The organism is Luteibacter sp. 3190 (assembly GCF_031456385.1).
Lineage (GTDB): Bacteria > Pseudomonadota > Gammaproteobacteria > Xanthomonadales > Rhodanobacteraceae > Luteibacter.
In genome coordinates this window covers 52,299-70,115 of record NZ_JAVDUO010000002.1, presented here as the reverse complement: position 1 = coordinate 70,115, position 17,817 = coordinate 52,299, and the positions used below count along the sequence as shown (strand labels likewise).

The window sequence follows — 17,817 nt, the reverse complement described above, 5'->3', positions numbered from 1 at the left end:
AGCTGTCGCGGCCGGGTCCGCTCCCACAGCGGCTTCGGCTCCAGCCTACCTGCGCAGGCGCTTGAGGATTTCCTCGCGGGCCTCGCGCAGGATCGAATCGCGGTCGAGGCTGGCGACGACATCGGCGACGGCGCGCTTCGCACCATGCTCTCCCCACGATTTGCCGGCGACGAGGTAATGCTCGGCGGCGCGGCCGATCAGCACCGTGGCGTACCAGCCGAGCGCGCCCTGCGCCGCGGCGGTGACGACCACGGAGAGGCCGCCGCTGATGCCCTTCAGCGCGGATGCGACCAGCTGCACGCCCCAGACCGCGCCCATCAGCGCGGCGAGCTGCGTGCTGATCACGGCGACGAGGCGGCCGGATTCGCTGCGTGTCAGCGGCAGGCCGTAGACGCGGCCGAGCTGCACGACCATGGCCGCGTCGAGGCCGCCCGCCAGCAGCAGGTCGGCCACGGGCACCGGGTTCAGTGCGACGGCGACGGCCTTGGCGATGCAGTACTGGCGAATGACGCCGCTGCCCACCTCGCGCCGGGTGGCCGCGATGCGCTGGCTGACCTGGTCCGTCAGGCGTCCCGCGAACAGACCCGCGTTGATCGCCGATAGCGCCTTGCCCTCGCGCTCCGCGATCGCGAGCAGACGCGACTTCAGCGCGGCGACATCGGCGGGGCGCGCTTCGCTGCGTCGCCGCTCGTTGCCTTCGGCGTCGATGTCGACGACCTGGCGTGGCGAGGGGAGCGCGGCGACCGCGACCACGTCTTCGCGTCGCACGAGGCTCGCCGTGTGCTGGCGCAGGCGTTCGAGGAGGCCCTCGCGTTCGTCGTCGCTGTAACGGTCGGCCTTGTTGAGCACGAGCAGGAGCGGGCGTCGCGTCGAGGCGAGGGCGCGCAGCGCGTCGCGCTCCTCGCGCGTCAGGTCGCCATCGGCGACGAAGACGATGAGGTCGCTGACCTCGGCGACTTCGAAGGCCAGCTTTTCGCGCGCTTCGCCGCCGAGTTCGTTGATTCCGGGCGTGTCGATCAGGACGAGGCCGGCGGCCGCGGCCTCGTCGAGTCGCGCCGCGTCGGCCTCCGTCGTGGTGCCGTGGAGCACGCCGACCGTGAAGGCCTGGCGCCCGAGCAGCGCGTTGCCCAGCGCGGATTTGCCGGCGGACACCCTGCCGAAGACGGCGACGTGGAGCTCCTCGTTTTCCAGGCGATCGAGCATCTGCTCGACGCGACGGAAGTCGGAACCCATCGCCTCGCGAACATCGGCCGGGATCGACGGATCGTCGAGCAGGCCGCGCAGGCTCGCCGCCACCGCGCCGCCGCGCGCGTCGTTCGCCCGCACGGGGGCCTCGCCGCGGCGGAAGCGGCCGGCGAAACCACGCAGGCGTTCGCGCCAGGCCGCCATGCCGGGCTTACTTCGGCAGGAGGTTCAGCGTGCCGTTGACGAGCACGTCGTCGGCGATGGTGCTCGTGTCCTTGTACTCGCCGCTGCCGACGCCGAACGCGAGGCGCTTGAGCGACCCCGTCACCGAGAGGCGCGCGCCGCCGGCGGCGGGATTGAAGACGACCTTCAGCTGCACCGGCTTCGTCACGCCGTGCAGCGTGAGGTTGCCGTTCGCCAAGACGTCGCCCTTGGCGTCCTTCGTGAATCCGGTGGTGACGTAGTGCGCCTTGGGAAACTTCGACGCGTCGAAGAAATCGGCCGTGGGCAGCGCGTTGTCGCGGTCGGTGTCACCGGTCTTCGCCGTCGCGACATCGACGGTGACGTCGAATTTCGCCGTGGCGAGGTTGGCCGGGTCGTAGCTGATCGCGGCGTCGAACTTGCCGAAGCTGCCGTCGAACTGCTGGCCCTGGAACTTGCCGCTGAAACCGAGGGTGCTGCCGGGGCCGACCTTGTAATCCGCCGCGGTGGCGGCGAAGGGCAGGGCGAGCGCGAGGCCGAGGACGGAGAGGCGGCGGATCGTCGGGTTCATGGAGTGTCTCCGGGTGGGGTGGGGGAGCCTTGTTTCGCGCGGCCGAACGGCAGCATGCGGCGCAACGTATCGTCGCGATCGACGATGTGATGCTTCAGCGCACCCGCGATGTGCGGTACGAGCACGAGCAGCAGGAACCAGAAAAGATACTCGTGCACGTTGCCGAGGACTTGCGAAAGCGTGTCGTTCTTCTCGACGAGCGCCGGCAGGTTGAACTGCTTGAAGTACTGCAGGGGATAGCCGTGCGCGGAATTGAACGCCCAGCCCGTCAACGGCAGCGCGACGATCAGCAGGTAGAGGAAACCGTGCACCGCGCTGGCGGCGAGCGCCTGCCAGCGCGGCGCCGGAGCATGCGGCGGACGGCGGTCGATCGCGCGCCAGAGCACGCGCAGCAGGAACAGCGCCAGCACGGTCAGGCCGATCGACTTGTGCAGGGCGAACATGTTGATCTTCTGCAACGACGGCTTGAGGCCGTCCATCCACAGCGCGAACGCGCCGTTGCCGAGGATCAGCAGGGCCATGACCCAGTGGAAGGTCTTCGCCGGCGTGCTCCAGCGGGTGTGGTCACTGCGCAGGGGCATCGGGTGTCTCCTTGGAGGTGTCGCGTGGTGCTCCTTCACCGCGGATGGCCTCGATCTCCAGCCAGATCGACACGTCGGTGCCGATCGAGTTGGGGTTCGAGGTCATGCCGTAGGCGGTGCGGTCGAGCGTGAGGTAGGCGGAAAAACCGGCCACGGTGTGCAGGCCGTAGATCGTCTTGCCGATCCGGTTCACCCGGAACGGGATGTCGAGCGGAAGCGTCACGCCGCGCAGGGTGAGCTTGCCGTGCGCGATGCCTTCGTCGTCGCCGCGTTTCTCGACCGACTCGCTGATGAAGCGGGCGGTCCGCGCGCGATCGCTGTCGAGCAGGCTGGCGCCGCGGACGGCCTTGTCCCAATCGGCGTCGCCCATGTCCACCGACGCGAGGTCGACGGTGGCCTGGACGGAGGAACGGCTCCAGTCGTCCTTGTCGAACGTGACCGTGCCGTCCTGGATGCGCAGGCGGCCGAACGCGCGCGAGAACCCGTTGTGATCGACGTTGAAGACGACCTGGCTGTGCACCGGGTCCATGCGGTAGGTGATCGCTTCCGCGTGCGCCACGAAGGGCATGCTCGCGAAGAGCAGGATGAGGACGTTACGGACGTTACCCATGCGTGATGGCCTGCCGCGCCGGGGTCGCGAGGCGACCGGTAGGCGAGAGTGTGGCCGAGCCACGGGGCCTTGTCAGCCCGTTCCGCGCGAACGCATCGTTCACTGCGCGCGTCCCTGCCGGTCGCGCAGGGCGTCGCCCGTGAGTTCCGCGAGACGGCGCAGGCGGGACTGGCCCGCGTCGCCCAGGAGTTCGCGCATCCGCTCGCCGGCGTCCGCCTGATCGAGCGTGTGGCGTTCGGCGAGCGTGGCCGCCAGCGCCCTGCCGAAGCTGTCGAAGATCAGCGCATAGGCGAACGCATGCAGGATGCCGCCGCCGAGCGTGCCGAGGCCCGGAAAGGCCTTCAGCGCGTTCCCCGAAATCGCGAGCACCAGCGACGTGCCCGTCCGCAAGGTCATGCGGACCTGGCGCAGGAGCTGGTCGATCTCCACGTCGGTCACCCGCACGTCGTGCAGCGATGCCAACGCGCGGACCATGCCGGTGGCGAGCGCGCCCTGGATCACGAGGTCGCTGCCCGGCGCCACGGCCGCCATCGCGCCGACGATCGCGCGGCGGGCGTAGCGGGCGACGATGCGCTCCGCTTCGCTGGCGCGCCACTCGGCTTCGCGTTCGCCGGTGCGCTCGTGCAGGCCGGCGAGCACGGCGTTCTCGCGCAGGCCCTCCAGCGCGGCCGCGCCCGGCGCGAGCATGCGTCGCAGCGCGTCGACCAGGGGCCCGATGTCCGCCGCTCGCCGCCGGACGACCTCTTCGCTGCCGCCGTCCGCCAGGCGGCGCGTGAAACGTTCCTCGCCGCCGGCGCTGATCGCGACGACGGCATCGGGCAGGCCTTCCGACTGCTTCCGCACGTGCGCGACGATGTCGGCACGCTCCGTGGCCGTCCATTGATCGGCCTTGTTCACCGCGAGCACCAGCGGCTTGCCGAAATCGCCGAGCCAGCGCAGCTCCTCCGCCTGCGTCCGCGTGAGATCGCCGGCGCAGACGTAGACGACCGCATGGGCGCGGAGCGCCTCTTCGCGTGCCATGCGCTCACGGGCATCGCCATCGGCCTCGGCGGAGCCGGGCACGTCGGCGACGGTCCACGAGGCGCCCCACGCGTCGGTCGCGTAATGCGCGACCTCGCGCGTCGTTCCGCCGCGCGCGTCGCGCGCCGGGACGTGCCCCGGCGCGAGCGCCGAAATCAGCGTCGACTTGCCAGTGGAGATCTCGCCGAACACGGCGACGTAGAGCTGCTCGCTCGCGCGACGGCGGTCCAGTTCGCCCAGTTCGCTACGAAGTTCCTCAACGTCGGCGTGCGCGTCGCGCAGTTTTTCGATGCGTGCTTCGAGCGATGCGCGATCGGGAGCGGCGACGGGCGGACGAGGGCGCCGCGGGCGCAGCCACCAGGCCGCCGCAGCGACGACGAGCGCGACGCCGAGCACGCCGATGCCGGCCACGAGCCAGCGCAGGCCTTCGGGAAGCCCCATGAAACGCTGGCCGAGCGCGATGGCGCGGTCGATCGCGGCCAGCGTGAGCCAGACAAGGGCGACGAACCCGGTGATCGCGACGAGTAGGCGGAGTCGACGGGACATGCGCCATTCTAGAGGCACATTGTGGGTGCATTCCTACATGGCTCCCGGCATGGGGCGCTTATCCGCCACCGGACCGCATGGCATGATCGGGTCTGCACCAGGAAGCCAGCGTATGCGCCACACGCTCACCACGAGATGGACCCTCGTGATCGCGATCGTCCTGATCGCGATCGCGCCCGCCGCCGCGTCGGCGGCCACCATGCCGCCCGTCCCCACGCCGCAGTTCCGCCGCTACGGGCTGCTCGAAGGCCTTCCCAGCAGCAAGGCGCACGCGGTCGTGCAGGATGCGCGCGGGTTCATCTGGATCGGCACGTCGGTCGGCGTGTCGCGCTTCGACGGCGTGGAGTTCGTGTCCCCGGGCGTGGGGCCCGGAAAGGCGGCGCCCTTTCCGACCGGCGAGATCGGCACGCTCATGGTCGACGCGGACGATCGTCTCTGGATGGGCGGTCCGGATTTCGGTCTCGGGCGCTACGACCCGGAGACCGGCGAGTTCCGTCACTGGCAGGACGAGCTGGTCTGCGACGACGTGCGCGCCATCGCGCAGGCGCGCGACGGAACCGTCTGGGTGGGCACGGGCGGAGGCCTCATGCACCTTCGTCCCGATGGCAGTGGTATCGCCAGGCATCCCGCGGGACCGGACGGACCCTCGGGATCGTCGATCCGCGCCCTCCATGCGTCCGACGACGGCCGGGTGTGGATCGGCTCCGACGCCGGCGTGGACATGATCGACGTCGCGGGGCGGATCACGCCCGTGGCGTTCGAGGATGGAACGCGCCCGCGGGTCGTGCGGATCGACGGTCACGCCGCCGAACTGCGCGTCGCGACTGACCGCGGTCTCTACCGGCTTTCGGAAGGTGGCCAACTCCGTCGCGACCGGCGGCTTCCCGCGCTGGCGTTCGGGGCGTCGCTCGCGGACAGCCACGGCAGCCTCTGGCTCGCCGGACCGGAGGGGCTGCTGGCCTTCGACCGCTACGGTCGCCTGCACGCCGTGCCCGGGTCGTGGACGACATCGGGCGGCCTGCCGGGGCGCGTCGTGCGCGACATCCTCGAGGATCGCGAGCATGGACTGTGGTTCGCCCTGAGCGACGGCGGCCTCGCCTACCTCGGACCCGCCTGGGAAGACTTCACGCGGTTCGCCCACGTCGCGACCGATCCGCACAGTTTCCCGGGCCGCACGGTGACGGCCGTGGCGTTCCATGGCGGGACGCAGCTCTGGGTGGGTGGACTGCGCGGATGGATCCGCGCGTTCGATCCGGCGACCGGGCGCACGGAGTCCGGCTTCGACGTGGGCGACCTGCGCGTGCAGTCGTTGCTCGAGGTGCCGCGCGGCCTGCTGGTGGGCACCGCCGAAGGCCTCCATCTCGCGCGCAAGGGCGCGGCGCGGCCATGGCTGCGGGGCGTCATCGACCGGCCGGTCACCACCCTGGTGGAGGGCCCGCGCGGAGTCGTGTACGCCGCTGTCTTCGGGGAAGGCCTGTTCGCGATCGATCCGTCGCTGCGTACGGCCAGACCGATTCCGTTCGCCACCAGCCGCCGCGGCGACGCCGACACGCGTCAGATCGAAATGCTCGGTGACGAACTCTGGCAGGCGAGCCTGGCGGGCCTCGCGCGCCTCGACGCGGTGACGGGAGCGATGACGCCGGTCGACGGTGTCGCTCCGGGACGCATCCATGCCTTCGAACCCGACGATGGCGGCCTCTGGATCGTGCGTCCGGGCTCGATGGAACATTACCTGTGGGACGGACGTCACGCGGTGCTGGATCGGACGATCGGCCGCGACGAAGGCTTCCCATCGGCCGACATCCTGAACATCCGGCGCGACGTCGCGGGCCGCCTCTGGCTGTTCGGGCATACCGGCGTGTGGCGCTACGATCCGGGCACCGGCGCGTTCCGCCCGTTCGGCCTCGCCGACGGCCTGGCGAGCGGCGAGTTCACGAACGCCACCACGGTGCAGCTCGACGACGGCACGATGTACGGCGCCACGCTCGGCGGGCTGGTCGGATTCCGGCCTGACCGGCAGCACGATCACTCGCTCAAGCCCGCCATCGCGTTGCTCGGCGCGTCGGTGTCCCGCGACGGCGTCCGCCAGCCGTTGCCGATCGACGGTGGCCGACTGCACCTGGCCTGGAACGATCGTGAGCTCGTCGTCGCCGCGCGGGCGCTGTCCTACGTCAACCCCGACCGCAATCACCTGTCGTTCGCGCTCGAGTACCGCGGCGAGACCACCCGGACCCGGGCCGGCAAGGACGGCATGCAGAACTTCGGGCAGCTCCGCGCCGGTACGTACCGCCTCGTGATCTCGGGGGCCGGGCGCGACGAGGTCACCGGCGAACTCGCCCGTCCGCTGTCGATCGTCGTCGACCCGCCACCCTGGTTGAGCGGTTGGGCATGGCTCGCCTACGCGATCGCGGTCGTGGCGAGTCTCGTCGCGGTCGTCTCCGGCGCGCGCCGCCGGGTTCGCCACACCATGCGGCTGCAGCTCGCGGAGCAGCAGAAGCGACTCGCCGAGGAGGCCAACGCGGCGAAGACCGAGTTCATGGCGACGCTGGGTCACGAGATCCGCACACCGATGACGGGCGTGCTCGGCATGGCGGAGCTCATCGCGCGCACGCCGCTCGACGAAACGCAGCGCGCGTACGTCGAAGCCGTCCGCCGTTCGGGCAACACGTTGCTCCGCCTCGTCAACGATGCCCTCGACATCACCCGCATCGAAGCGCGGCGACTGGTGCTCGAGTCCGAATGCGTGTCGCTTCGTGCGATCGCGGAAGAAGTGGTGGCGCTCGCCGCGGCCCGCGCGCGAGAGAAGCAGCTCGAACTGACGTCGTCGGTGCATGCCGGCGTGCCCGCCTCGGTGCGCGGCGACGCGATACGCCTGCAACAGATCCTGCAGAACCTCGTGAACAACGCGGTGAAGTTCACCGATCGCGGTCGCGTATCGCTGCATATCGCGCAGGACGTCGACGGCATCGTGATCACGGTGAGCGATACGGGCCCGGGCATGTCACCCGAGCTCAGCGCACGCGTCTTCTCGCGCTTCGAGCAGGGCGGTTCGCCCCAGCGCGGCGAGGGCACCGGCCTCGGCCTGGCGATCTGCCACGAGCTGTGCGTGCTGATGGGCGGCACGATCACGGTGGCGAGCGAACCGGGACGCGGCAGCGATTTCATCGTCCGTCTGCCGCTGGTGTCCTGTGACTGCGGCGCCTGTGCGGGCGCCGCGACGGAGTCCACGGGCTCCGTTGCGGGCCGGAAACTGCTGCTCGTCGAAGACGATCCGGTGGTGGGCGATGTGCTCGTGGGTCTTCTGCGTCAGCGCGGGCACTCGGTGGTGCTCGAAACGGACGGCCTGTCGGCGATGACGTCGCTCGCGCGCGACACGTTCGACGCGATGCTGCTGGACCTCGACCTGCCCATGATGGACGGCTTCCAGGTGGCTCGCATGGTCAGGCGCATGGCAAGTCATGCCACGATGCCGATCGTCGCCGTGACGGCGCGTTCGGCGGGCGACGAGGCGGTCGCAATACGCGAAGCGGGCATGGACGCCCTGCTGCGCAAGCCGATGACCGGCGACGACCTCGATGCCGTCCTCGAATCGGTCTGCGCTACGGACGTCTAGCCGTAGCGCCGGAAGTAGGCGAGCGCGCCGCCTATCAGGAGGATCGTCGGCAGCAGGTTCGCCAGGAGGGGCGGAAGGCCGTAGACGGTACCGAAGTTCACCATCGCGCCCTGCAGGAAGTACCAGCCGATCGCGAGGATGATGCCGATGAAGAGGCGCTTGCCCAGGCCGCCGGAACGCAGCGAGCCGAAGGCGAACGGCATGGCGCACAGCACGAGCACCAGCGTGTTGACGGCGAACAGGGCGCGACCCCAGAACGCGACGGCGTAGGCGCCGGGGTTCTGGCCGTTGGCCTCGAGGTAACGCATGTTGCGACGCAGGTCGCCCATCGAGAGGTATTCGGGGTGGATCACCGATTGTTCGAGCACGTGCGGGTTGAGGCGCGACTGCCAGGCCTGCGTTGCCTCGCGCGCGGAGTGCGTGCCGTCCTTGTCCAGCGTGGTCGTGCGGACGTTGGTCATCACCCAGCGGTTGCCGTCGTGGATGGCGCTGTCGCCATGCGCGAAGGTGCTGACCTGGCCGTCTGGCGTCATGGTGTACACGCGCACGTCGACCAGCTTGACCGTGGTGCGGTCGCCGTCCTGCGTGGCGATGGCCGACTTCGCGTTGATGATCTTGCCACCGTCGCGCGCCCACAGGCCGCTGCTGGTGGATCCGAGGTTGCTCGAGCGCATGCGCACCTGGATCGCCTGCGCGTGCTGGTCGCCGTAGGGCGCGGCGGTTTCGCCCATGACGACCACGCCGATCGTGAGCACCGCGATCACGCCCGCCGCCGACGCGGCGATGCGCAGCTTGGACATGCCCGCGGCACGCAGCGCGGTGAGCTCGCCGGTGGCGGCGAGGCCGCCGAGGCCGAGCAGGCCGCCGATCAGCGCCGCGTTGCTGAACATCTGGTAGAGCCGACGCGGCACCGTGAGCATGATGTACGCGATGGCGTCGTACAGCGTGAAGCCGTTCTTGCCGATGTTGCCGAGCTGGCGAACGAACTGCGTCAGGGCGTCGAACCCCGTCAGCACCAGCCACACCAGCAGCAACGTGCCGAGGACGCTCGCGCCGATGAGGCGGTCGGCACGCTTGACGGTCAGCGTGGCCATCAGCGGGCTCCCTTCATGCGGCGCGGCGCGTACTGGCGCCAGAAGTACCAGGCGGCAATGCCGAAGACGATCGCATGCACCACCCAGATCGGCGCCGACGTGTGCAGGTGGCCCTTGATGATCTGGGCCCGCGCGATTAGCTGCCAGACCACGTACAGGAAATAGGCGAGCACGGCGATGAGCAGGCGGCCGTAGCGCGCGTCGCGCGGCGCCTGCCGCGACATCGGCAGGACCATCATCATCAGCACCAGCGTGCTGACCGGCGCGGCGAAGCGCGAGACGATCTCGCCGAGGGCGTCGGCCGTGCCGGCCTTGAAGAGGTCGGTGGTGGTGGACTCGTGGGCGGGATCCGAATCCTCGTCCTCGTCCGCGATGCTGGACAGCGAGATGTCGTTGCGCTCGTACTTCATGCGGCGCCAGTTGTCGCCCGCGAGCGGGATTTCGAACTGCCAGCCGTTGAACAGGGCGAGGAAGCGGTTCTGGCCGTCGCTTTCCTGGTACATGCGCCCGTTGTCGGCGTTGACCACGCGCACCTGCGGATTGCCGTCGCCGTCGACGCGGTCGGTGGCGATGAACGTCTTGCCCAGCACGGTGCCGTCCCGGCTCAGCGTGTCCACGAAGATGATGCCGCCCTTGCCGGGCAGCTCGGTGAAGCGGCCGGCATCGAGGCCGGCGGCGATCACGGACTTGTTGGCCGCGGCGATCACCTGGTCGGCCGTGCGGGCGGAGAGCGGGCCGAGCCAGAGCGAGACCACGCCGACGACGACCGTCGCGACCACGGCCAGCAGGGTGACCGGGCGCAGCATGCCGCGCGGACCCATGCCCGACGAGGCCAAGACGTGCATCTCGCTTTCGCGGTACATGCGCCCCAGGGCGATCAGGGTGCCCAGGAAGGCCGACATGGGGAGCAGGGTGGAAAGCAGGTCCACCATCTGCAGGCCGAGGACCTCGAACATCACGCTCGGCTGGATGCTGCCGTTGGCGACCTTCTGCAGCACGGACGCGAACGCGCCGCCGGCGAAGATCACCAGTAGCACGATGGCCGTCGCGAGCACACCATAGGCAAGTTCGCGCAGGAAATAACGGTCGAGGATGCTGAGCATTTGATAGAATTGGCGGTTCGTGCCGCGTCAGTCCCGGCCGGCAAACCACAAGTCTAGCCTGTCCGGACCCCGGACGGGCTTACGCAGGACAGTTAGCTATGACGGTTCAGTTCAGCCTCGGTTCCAATGCTCCCGAATCGACCGCCACCCCGGTGGCCGTGGTCGGCGTCTACGAGAACGGTGTCCTGACCAGCGCCGCGGCGCGGATCGACACCGCGGCCAACGGCGCCATCAAGCGGCTGGTCGAGGCCGGCGACGTGACGGGCAAGGTCGGCAACATCGTGACCCTGCTGCAGCCGGCCGGCGTGGCCGCCGCCCGTGTGCTGATCCTGGGCCTCGGCGCCCAGAAGACGTTCGACGCCGCGCGCTACCAGCGGGTGACGCTGGAGGCCGCCCGTGCCATCGGCCGCCTGCCGGTGACCGAGGCCGTGAGCTGGCTGCCGGAGATCGACGTCCCGGGCCGCGATGCCGCGTGGCGCGTCCGCGTCGCCGCCCTCGCCACCGATCACGCCGCCTACCGCTACACGGCGACGGTCAAGCCGCGCGACAAGGCCGCCCCGGAGCTGGCCAGCGTCACGCTCGTCGCCCCGGCCGAGGGCGAGTCCGGCCTCGCCGAGGCCCGCGCCATCGCCGAGGGCGTCCGCTATGCCCGCGAGCTGGGCAACCTGCCGCCCAACATCTGCAACCCGGACTACATCGCCGACCAGGCCCGCGCGTTCGCCGAGGCCAACGAGGGCGTGACGTTCGAGGCCCTCGACCGCGCCGACATGGAACGCGAGGGCTTCGGCTCCCTGCTCGCCGTGGCACGCGGATCGGCCAACGCGCCCCGCCTCGTCATCCTGCAGTGGAACGGCGGCGCCGAGGGCGATCGTCCCTACGCGTTCGTGGGCAAGGGCATCACCTTCGATACCGGTGGCATCAGCCTCAAGCCCGGCCCGGGCATGGAGGAAATGAAGTTCGACATGTGCGGCGCGGCCGGCGTGCTGGGCGCGTTCGTCGCGGCGGTGAGGCTGAAGCTTCCGGTCAACCTGGTCTGCGTGGTGCCGGCGGTCGAGAACATGCCGGACGGCTCGGCCTACCGTCCGGGCGACGTCCTCACCAGCCTGTCGGGCATCACCATCGAGGTGCTCAACACCGATGCCGAAGGTCGCCTGATCCTCTGCGACGCCCTGACCTACACGGGCAAGCGCTTCGATCCGCACACCATCATCGACGCCGCCACGCTCACCGGCGCGTGCGTCGTGGCGCTGGGCAAGCACGCCAGCGGCCTGATGACGAAGGACGAATCGCTCTCGGCCGAGCTCCTCGCCGCCGGCGAGGCGACGCTCGACCGCGCCTGGCGCCTGCCGCTGTGGGACGACTACCAGAGCCAGCTGGAATCGGGCTTCGCCGATGTCGCGAACATCGGCGGCAAGTACGCCGGCGCCATCACGGCTGGCTGCTTCCTGGCCCGCTTCACGGAGGGTCGCCGCTGGGCGCACCTGGACATCGCCGGCACCGCCTGGGACGAGGGCCGCAAGGGCCTCGCCACCGGCCGCCCGGTGCCTCTGCTGACGCAGTGGCTGCTCGATCGCGTCGCGGCCGGCTGATCCCCGCCCGATGCCCCGCGCCGATTTCTACCTGATCGACAAGCCGCGGTTCCGCGAGGATCCCCTGCTGCTGGTCTGCGAACTCGCCAAGCGCGCGTTCGCCGCCCAGCAGCCGACGTTGATCCTGACGCGCGATTTCGAGCAGGCCGAGGCGATCGACGAGTACCTCTGGTCGTTCGACGAGGACAGCTTCATCCCCCACCAGCTCGCTGGCGACGACGACGACGCGGACACCGCCGTTCTCATCGTCCCGCCGGGTGTGGAAACGGCCGATCGCCCCATGGTGATCAACCTGCGCGACGTCTGCGCCCCGGGCAGCTTCGAGCGCGTGCTCGAAGTCGTGGCCGCCGATCCGGCGGAACGCGAAGGCTCGCGTTCGCGCTGGACGCAGTACAAGAAGGGCGGGTTCGAGGTGAACAAGCACGATATGTAGCGGGTCGCTGTGGGAGCGGCCTTGGCACAATTGCACCTGTGGGAGCGCACCTGGGCGCGACATGTTTGCGGCCGTGGCTGGGAGCTGGCGTGCGAACTTGGGGGCCGGGGCGAAGAGCCGTCGCGGCCGGGTCCGCTCCCACAATTGCACCTGTGGGAGCGCACCTGGGCGCGACATGTTTGAGGCCGTGGCTGGGAGCTGGCGCGCGAACTTGGGGGCCGGGGCGAAGGGCCGTCGCGGCCGGGTCCGCTCCCACAATTGCACCTGTGGGAGCGCACCTGGGCGCGACATGTTTTGAGGCCGTGGCTGGGAGCTGGCGTGCGAACTTGGGGACGGGGCGAAGAGCCGTCGCGGCCGGGTCCGCTCCCACAATTGCACCTGTGGGAGCGCACCTGGGCGCGACATGTTTTGAGGCCGGGACAGAGAGCTGGCGCGTCAGCTTGGGGATTGCGGCGAAGAGCTGTCGCGGCCAGGTCCGCTCCCACAGCCTGGCGCGTCGTTGCTTACCCCAGCTTGCGGGCCTGCTCGCGCATCGCTTCCGCCTGGCGCGTCCAGTCCGCGATGCGCTGGCGCTCCTGCTCCACGACTTCCGCCGGCGCGTTGGCGACGAAGTTGGCGTTGCCCAGCTTCGCTTCGCACTTGCGCACCTCGCCTTCCACGCGGGCGATTTCCTTCGCGAGGCGCGCCTTCTCGGCGTCGACGTCGATGAGACCGGCGAGCGGGATCAGGACACGCATGCCGCCGACGACGGCGACCGCGGCCGCGGGCTCCTCGCCCGACACCCAGGTCGGCGATTCCACGCGACCCAGGAACGCCACCTGCGCGGCGAACTTCGTGGCGCGTTCGCGATCGGCGGCGTCGCCGTCGGCGAACAGCAGGGGGATGACCTTGCCCGGCGCGATGTTCATCTCGGCGCGGATGCGGCGCACGCCGGTCAGGACGTCCTTGACCCATTCGATCTCGGCGGTCGCCGTCGCGTCGCCTTCGACGTCGGTCGCTTCGGGGTACGGACGCAGCATCACCGTTTCACCTTCGATGCCGAGCACCGGCCGCACGTGCTGCCAGATTTCCTCGGTGACGAAGGGGATCAGCGGATGCAGCGCGCGCAGCAGCGTCTCAAGCACGTGCACGAGCGTGTAGCGCGTGGACGCGATCTGCGCGGCGTCGCCGCCGTTGAGCGCCGGCTTCGACAGCTCGAGGAACCAGTCGCAGAACTCGTTCCAGGTGAACTCGTACAGGGCCTGCGCGGCCTGGTCGAAGCGGTACAGCGCGAACTGCTCCTTCACCGTCGCCAGCGTGTCGCGCAGGCGCGTGAGGATCCAGCGCTCGGCTTCCGTCGTCGGCTTCGCGACCGCGACCGGACCGTCGCCGAGGTTCATCAGCACGAAGCGCGACGCGTTCCAGAGCTTGTTGACGAAGGCCTTGTAGCCGCCGCAGCGTTCGAGGTCGAACTTGATGTCGCGACCGTGCGTGGCGAGCGAGGCGAAGGTGAAGCGCAGGGCGTCGGCGCCGAAGGCGGGGATGCCGTCGGCGAACTCCTTGCGCGTGGCCTTCTCGATCTTCTCGGCCATCTTCGGCTGCATCAGCCCGCGCGTGCGCTTGGCGAGCAGCTCGTCGAGGGTGATGCCGTCGATGAGGTCGAGCGGGTCGAGGACGTTGCCCTTCGACTTCGACATCTTCTGGCCGTCCTTGTCGCGGATCAGGCCCGTGACGTAGACGTCCTTGAAAGGAACTTCGCCGGTGAAGTGGTCGGTCATCATGATCATCCGGGCGACCCAGAAGAAGATGATGTCGAAACCGGTGACCAGCACGTTCGTCGGCAGGTAGCGATCGAAGCCGCGCTCGGCCTGCGCTTGTGGATCCGGCCAGCCGAGCGTCGAATGGCTCCACAGCGACGACGAGAACCAGGTTTCGAGCACGTCGTCGTCGCGACGCAGCGGGCCGGCGTGGCCGAGCGCGTCGGCCTTCGCCCGCGCCTCGGTCTCGTCGTGCGCCACGACGATCGCGCCGCCGTCGGTGTACCACGCGGGGATCTGGTGGCCCCACGTGAGCTGGCGGCTGATGCACCAGTCCTGGATGTTGCCGAGCCAATGGCGATACGTGTTGATCCAGTTCTCGGGCACGAACTTCACGTGGCCCTGCTCGACCAGCTCGAGGCCGCGCGCGGCGAGCGTGTCCATGCGGATGAACCACTGCCACGTGAGGTACGGCTCGATGACCTGGCCCGTGCGGTCGCCGCGCGGCACCTGCAGCTTGTGCTTCTTCGTCTCGACGAGGAGGTCCTGCGCCTCCAGGTCGGCGAGCACCGCCTTGCGCGCGACGTAGCGGTCCATGCCGCGATACTTCTCCGGCGCCGCGTCGTTGATCTTCGCGTCGTCGGTGAGGATGTTGATCATCGGCAGGTTGTGCCGCTGGCCGATGGCGTAGTCGTTGAAGTCGTGCGCGGGGGTGATCTTCACGCAGCCGGTGCCGAAATCCTTCTCGACGTACGTGTCGGCGATGATCGGGATCTGCCGGTCGGAGAGCGGCAGCGCGAGCATGCGGCCGATCAGGTGCGCGTAGCGCTCGTCTTCCGGATGCACGGCCACGGCGACGTCGCCCAGCATCGTTTCCGGGCGCGTCGTGGCGACGACGAGTTCGCCGCTGCCATCGGCCAGCGGATAGCGGATCGACCAGAGCGACCCGTCTTCTTCCTCGCTGACCACTTCGAGATCCGAGATGGCGGTCTTCAGCACCGGGTCCCAGTTCACGAGCTTCTGGCCGCGGTAGATCAGGCCCTCGTCGTACAGGCGCACGAAGGTTTCCACCACGGCCTTGGACGGGCCCGGGTCCATCGTGAAGACTTCACGGCTCCAGTCGCCGGACACGCCCATGCGACGCATCTGGCGGCCGATCGTGCCGCCGGATTCTTCCTTCCACTGCCAGACGCGCTGGATGAACGCCTCGCGGTCGAAGTCGGCGCGCTGCTTGCCTTCGGCGTTCAGCTGGCGCGTCACCACCATCTCGGTGGCGATGCCGGCGTGGTCGGTGCCGAGCTGCCAGAGCGTGTCGTAGCCGCGCATGCGGTGGTAGCGCACGAGCGTGTCCATGATCGTGTGCTGGAACGCGTGGCCCATGTGCAGGGTGCCCGTGACATTGGGCGGCGGCAGCATGATCGTGTACGGCGTGCCCTTGCCGGACGGCTTGAAATAGCCGTTGGCCTCCCACTGGGCGTACCACTTCGACTCGATCTGGCTGGGCTCGAAACTCTTGTCCATGCGTGGGCTCTCGGCGCGCGCCGCGGCGGCGCGCTTTGGAAGACGTAAAGACCGCCATTGTAGGCGATACTTGCCTGATGACTGAACTCGAAGTGGCCGCGATCCTCGGCGCGGAGGGCCCTTTCGCCCGTGAAGTACCGGGATTCGCGCCCCGCGAGGCCCAGCAGCGCATGGCGGCCGCCGTGGCCACGGCCATCGGCGAGCGCGACATGCTCATCGCCGAGGCGGGCACGGGTACCGGCAAGACCTTCGCGTACCTGGTTCCCGCCCTGATGTCGGGGCGCAAGGTCATCGTTTCCACCGGCACCAAGGCGCTGCAGGACCAGCTGTTCTTCCGCGACCTGCCGCGCGTCCACGCGGTGCTGGGCAGCCGGGCCCGGACGAGCCTGCTCAAGGGGCGCGCCAACTACCTCTGCCTGTACCGCCTGGACCAGGCGGTACGCGAGGGCAATCCGGACCGCCAGCTGGTCTCCCAGCTCTCCGCGATCCGGGCATGGTCGGCGCGGACCCGGCGGGGCGACCGCATGGAAATGGTGGACATCCCGGAGGATTCGCCGGTCTGGCCGCGCGTGACCTCCACGCCCGAGAACTGCCTCGGTTCGGAATGCCGGTTCTTCGAGGAGTGCCACGTCGTGAAGGCGCGGCGCGAAGCGATGGAGGCCGACATCGTGGTGGTCAACCATCACCTGCTCATGGCCGACCTGGCGCTGAAGCAGGAGGGGTTCGGCGAGATCCTGCCGGGCGCCGACGCGTTCATCCTCGACGAGGCGCACCAGATTCCCGAACTGGCTGGCCAGTTCTTCTCGCAGAGCGTGAGTTCGCGGCAGATCGTCGAGCTCGGCCAGGATGCCCTGGCGGAGGCGCAAGGTGTCACCGGCGCGACGAGCCAGCTGCTGGAGCCCGTCGAGGTCATCGGCGATCTCGTGAAGCGGCTGCGCCTCGCCATGGACCCGTTGCCGAACCGGGGCCCGCTCGGCGCCCTCGATCGTGACCCAATGGTGCGCGAGACGCTCGTCGAGCTGCGCGACGTGATGGCGGCGCTGTCCGACCTGCTGGCGGCCCTCGGCGAGCGCTCGCGGGGACTGGCGAACGCTTACGAACGCGCGCAGATGCTGAGCCTGCGGCTGGATCGCATCGCCGAGGAGCATTCGGCCAGCGACGTGCGCTGGTACGAGACCTGGCCGCGCGGCTTCGCGCTGCATGCGACGCCGCTGGACCTCGCCTCGCCGCTGCGGGCGATGCGCATGTCGACCGACGCGGCGTGGATCCATACGTCGGCGACGCTGTCGATCGCGGGCGACTTCGGCCACTTCGCGCGTCAGCTCGGCCTCGAAGACCCGCGCACGTTGCACGTGGAGAGCCCGTTCGACTACCGGCGGCAGGCGCTCGCGTACCTGCCCAGGGATCTTCCGGACCCGGCCGCGCGCGATTACACCGATCGCGTGATCGCGGCCATCCGTCCCGTGCTCGAGGCATCGGACGGGCGGGCATTCCTGCTGTTCACGTCGCACCGTGCCCTGCGCCGTGCGGCGGAGTTGCTGGAAGGGCGCGTGCCGTGGCCGCTGTTCGTGCAGGGCACCGCGCCGCGCCACCGTCTTCTGGAGGAATTCCGCGCGAGTGGCCGCGGCGTGCTGCTGGGCGCGGCGAGCTTCTGGGAAGGCGTGGATGTCGCCGGCGAAGCGCTCAGCGTCGTGGTGATCGACAAGCTGCCGTTCGCGATGCCCGACGATCCCGTGCTGCAGGCGCGCCTGGAAGCCCTGGAGGAGGCCGGCATCAATCCGTTCATGGGCTGGCAGGTGCCGACCGCCGTGATCGCGCTCAAGCAGGGCGCCGGACGCCTGATCCGCGACGTGCACGATCGCGGCGTGCTGGTGCTGTGCGATCCGCGCCTGAGCACCAAAGGCTACGGGCGCCTCTTCCTGGCCAGCCTGCCACCGATGCCGCGGACGCGCGAGCTCGCCGACGTGGTTTCGTTCTTCGCGAAGGACGCCGCGCCGGGTTGATCGCCGATACG

At 69.6% G+C, this 17,817-nt stretch carries 12 protein-coding genes; 4 read left to right on the top strand and 8 right to left on the bottom strand.

Annotated features, from left to right (window positions below; translation table 11 throughout):
* Positions 1–45 precede the first annotated feature (45 nt).
* The 5 genes from J2X58_RS10225 to J2X58_RS10205 all read right to left on the bottom strand — a co-directional run bounded on the left by J2X58_RS10225 (position 46) and on the right by J2X58_RS10205 (position 4,714).
* Entirely contained in the window at positions 46–1,389 is a 1,344-nt protein-coding gene (locus tag J2X58_RS10225; RefSeq protein ID WP_310048016.1) for a GTP-binding protein, read from the bottom strand.
* Between the two features lie 7 nt (positions 1,390–1,396).
* The gene (locus J2X58_RS10220) at positions 1,397–1,957 is read right to left on the bottom strand and encodes a YceI family protein (RefSeq protein WP_310048013.1); all 561 of its coding nucleotides are present in this window, start codon (positions 1,955–1,957) and stop codon (positions 1,397–1,399) included.
* On the bottom strand, positions 1,954–2,538 hold the full coding sequence (locus tag J2X58_RS10215; protein ID WP_310048011.1) for a cytochrome b: 585 nt from the start codon (positions 2,536–2,538) through the stop codon (positions 1,954–1,956). The genes J2X58_RS10220 and J2X58_RS10215 overlap by 4 nt, the downstream gene beginning before the upstream one ends.
* The gene (locus J2X58_RS10210) at positions 2,522–3,148 is read right to left on the bottom strand and encodes a YceI family protein (RefSeq protein WP_310048009.1); all 627 of its coding nucleotides are present in this window, start codon (positions 3,146–3,148) and stop codon (positions 2,522–2,524) included. Before J2X58_RS10210 ends, J2X58_RS10215 begins: the two co-directional genes overlap by 17 nt.
* Before the next feature lie 99 nt (positions 3,149–3,247).
* Positions 3,248–4,714, bottom strand: coding sequence for a GTPase (locus tag J2X58_RS10205; protein ID WP_310048007.1), 1,467 nt, complete (start codon positions 4,712–4,714; stop codon positions 3,248–3,250).
* A gap of 112 nt (positions 4,715–4,826) precedes the next feature.
* On the opposite strand from J2X58_RS10205, the gene J2X58_RS10200 reads away from it, so the two are divergent.
* A complete protein-coding gene (locus J2X58_RS10200) occupies positions 4,827–8,327 on the top strand; it encodes an ATP-binding protein (RefSeq protein ID WP_310048005.1) in 3,501 nt (1,166 codons plus the stop codon).
* On the opposite strand, the gene lptG is transcribed toward J2X58_RS10200, so the two are convergent.
* Both lptG and lptF read right to left on the bottom strand, forming a co-directional pair.
* Positions 8,324–9,421: an LPS export ABC transporter permease LptG gene (gene lptG / locus J2X58_RS10195; RefSeq protein WP_090181124.1), complete on the bottom strand. Its 1,098-nt coding sequence runs from the start codon at positions 9,419–9,421 to the stop codon at positions 8,324–8,326. The genes J2X58_RS10200 and lptG overlap by 4 nt on opposite strands.
* Positions 9,421–10,524, bottom strand: coding sequence for an LPS export ABC transporter permease LptF (gene lptF / locus J2X58_RS10190; RefSeq protein WP_310048003.1), 1,104 nt, complete (start codon positions 10,522–10,524; stop codon positions 9,421–9,423). Before lptF ends, lptG begins: the two co-directional genes overlap by 1 nt.
* A gap of 98 nt (positions 10,525–10,622) precedes the next feature.
* On the opposite strand from lptF, the gene J2X58_RS10185 reads away from it, so the two are divergent.
* Both J2X58_RS10185 and J2X58_RS10180 read left to right on the top strand, forming a co-directional pair.
* Positions 10,623–12,113, top strand: a complete 1,491-nt coding sequence (locus tag J2X58_RS10185) for a leucyl aminopeptidase (RefSeq protein WP_310048001.1) — start codon at positions 10,623–10,625, stop codon at positions 12,111–12,113.
* Positions 12,114–12,123: 10 nt separating this feature from the next.
* Entirely contained in the window at positions 12,124–12,546 is a 423-nt protein-coding gene (locus J2X58_RS10180; protein WP_090051953.1) for a DNA polymerase III subunit chi, read from the top strand.
* Positions 12,547–13,049: 503 nt separating this feature from the next.
* On the opposite strand, the gene J2X58_RS10175 is transcribed toward J2X58_RS10180, so the two are convergent.
* A complete protein-coding gene (locus tag J2X58_RS10175; RefSeq protein WP_090051955.1) occupies positions 13,050–15,803 on the bottom strand; it encodes a valine--tRNA ligase in 2,754 nt (917 codons plus the stop codon).
* 77 nt (positions 15,804–15,880) lie between these two features.
* Between J2X58_RS10175 and J2X58_RS10170 the strand changes: the two genes are divergently transcribed.
* Entirely contained in the window at positions 15,881–17,806 is a 1,926-nt protein-coding gene (locus J2X58_RS10170) for an ATP-dependent DNA helicase (RefSeq protein ID WP_310047997.1), read from the top strand.
* Positions 17,807–17,817: the final 11 nt, after the last annotated feature.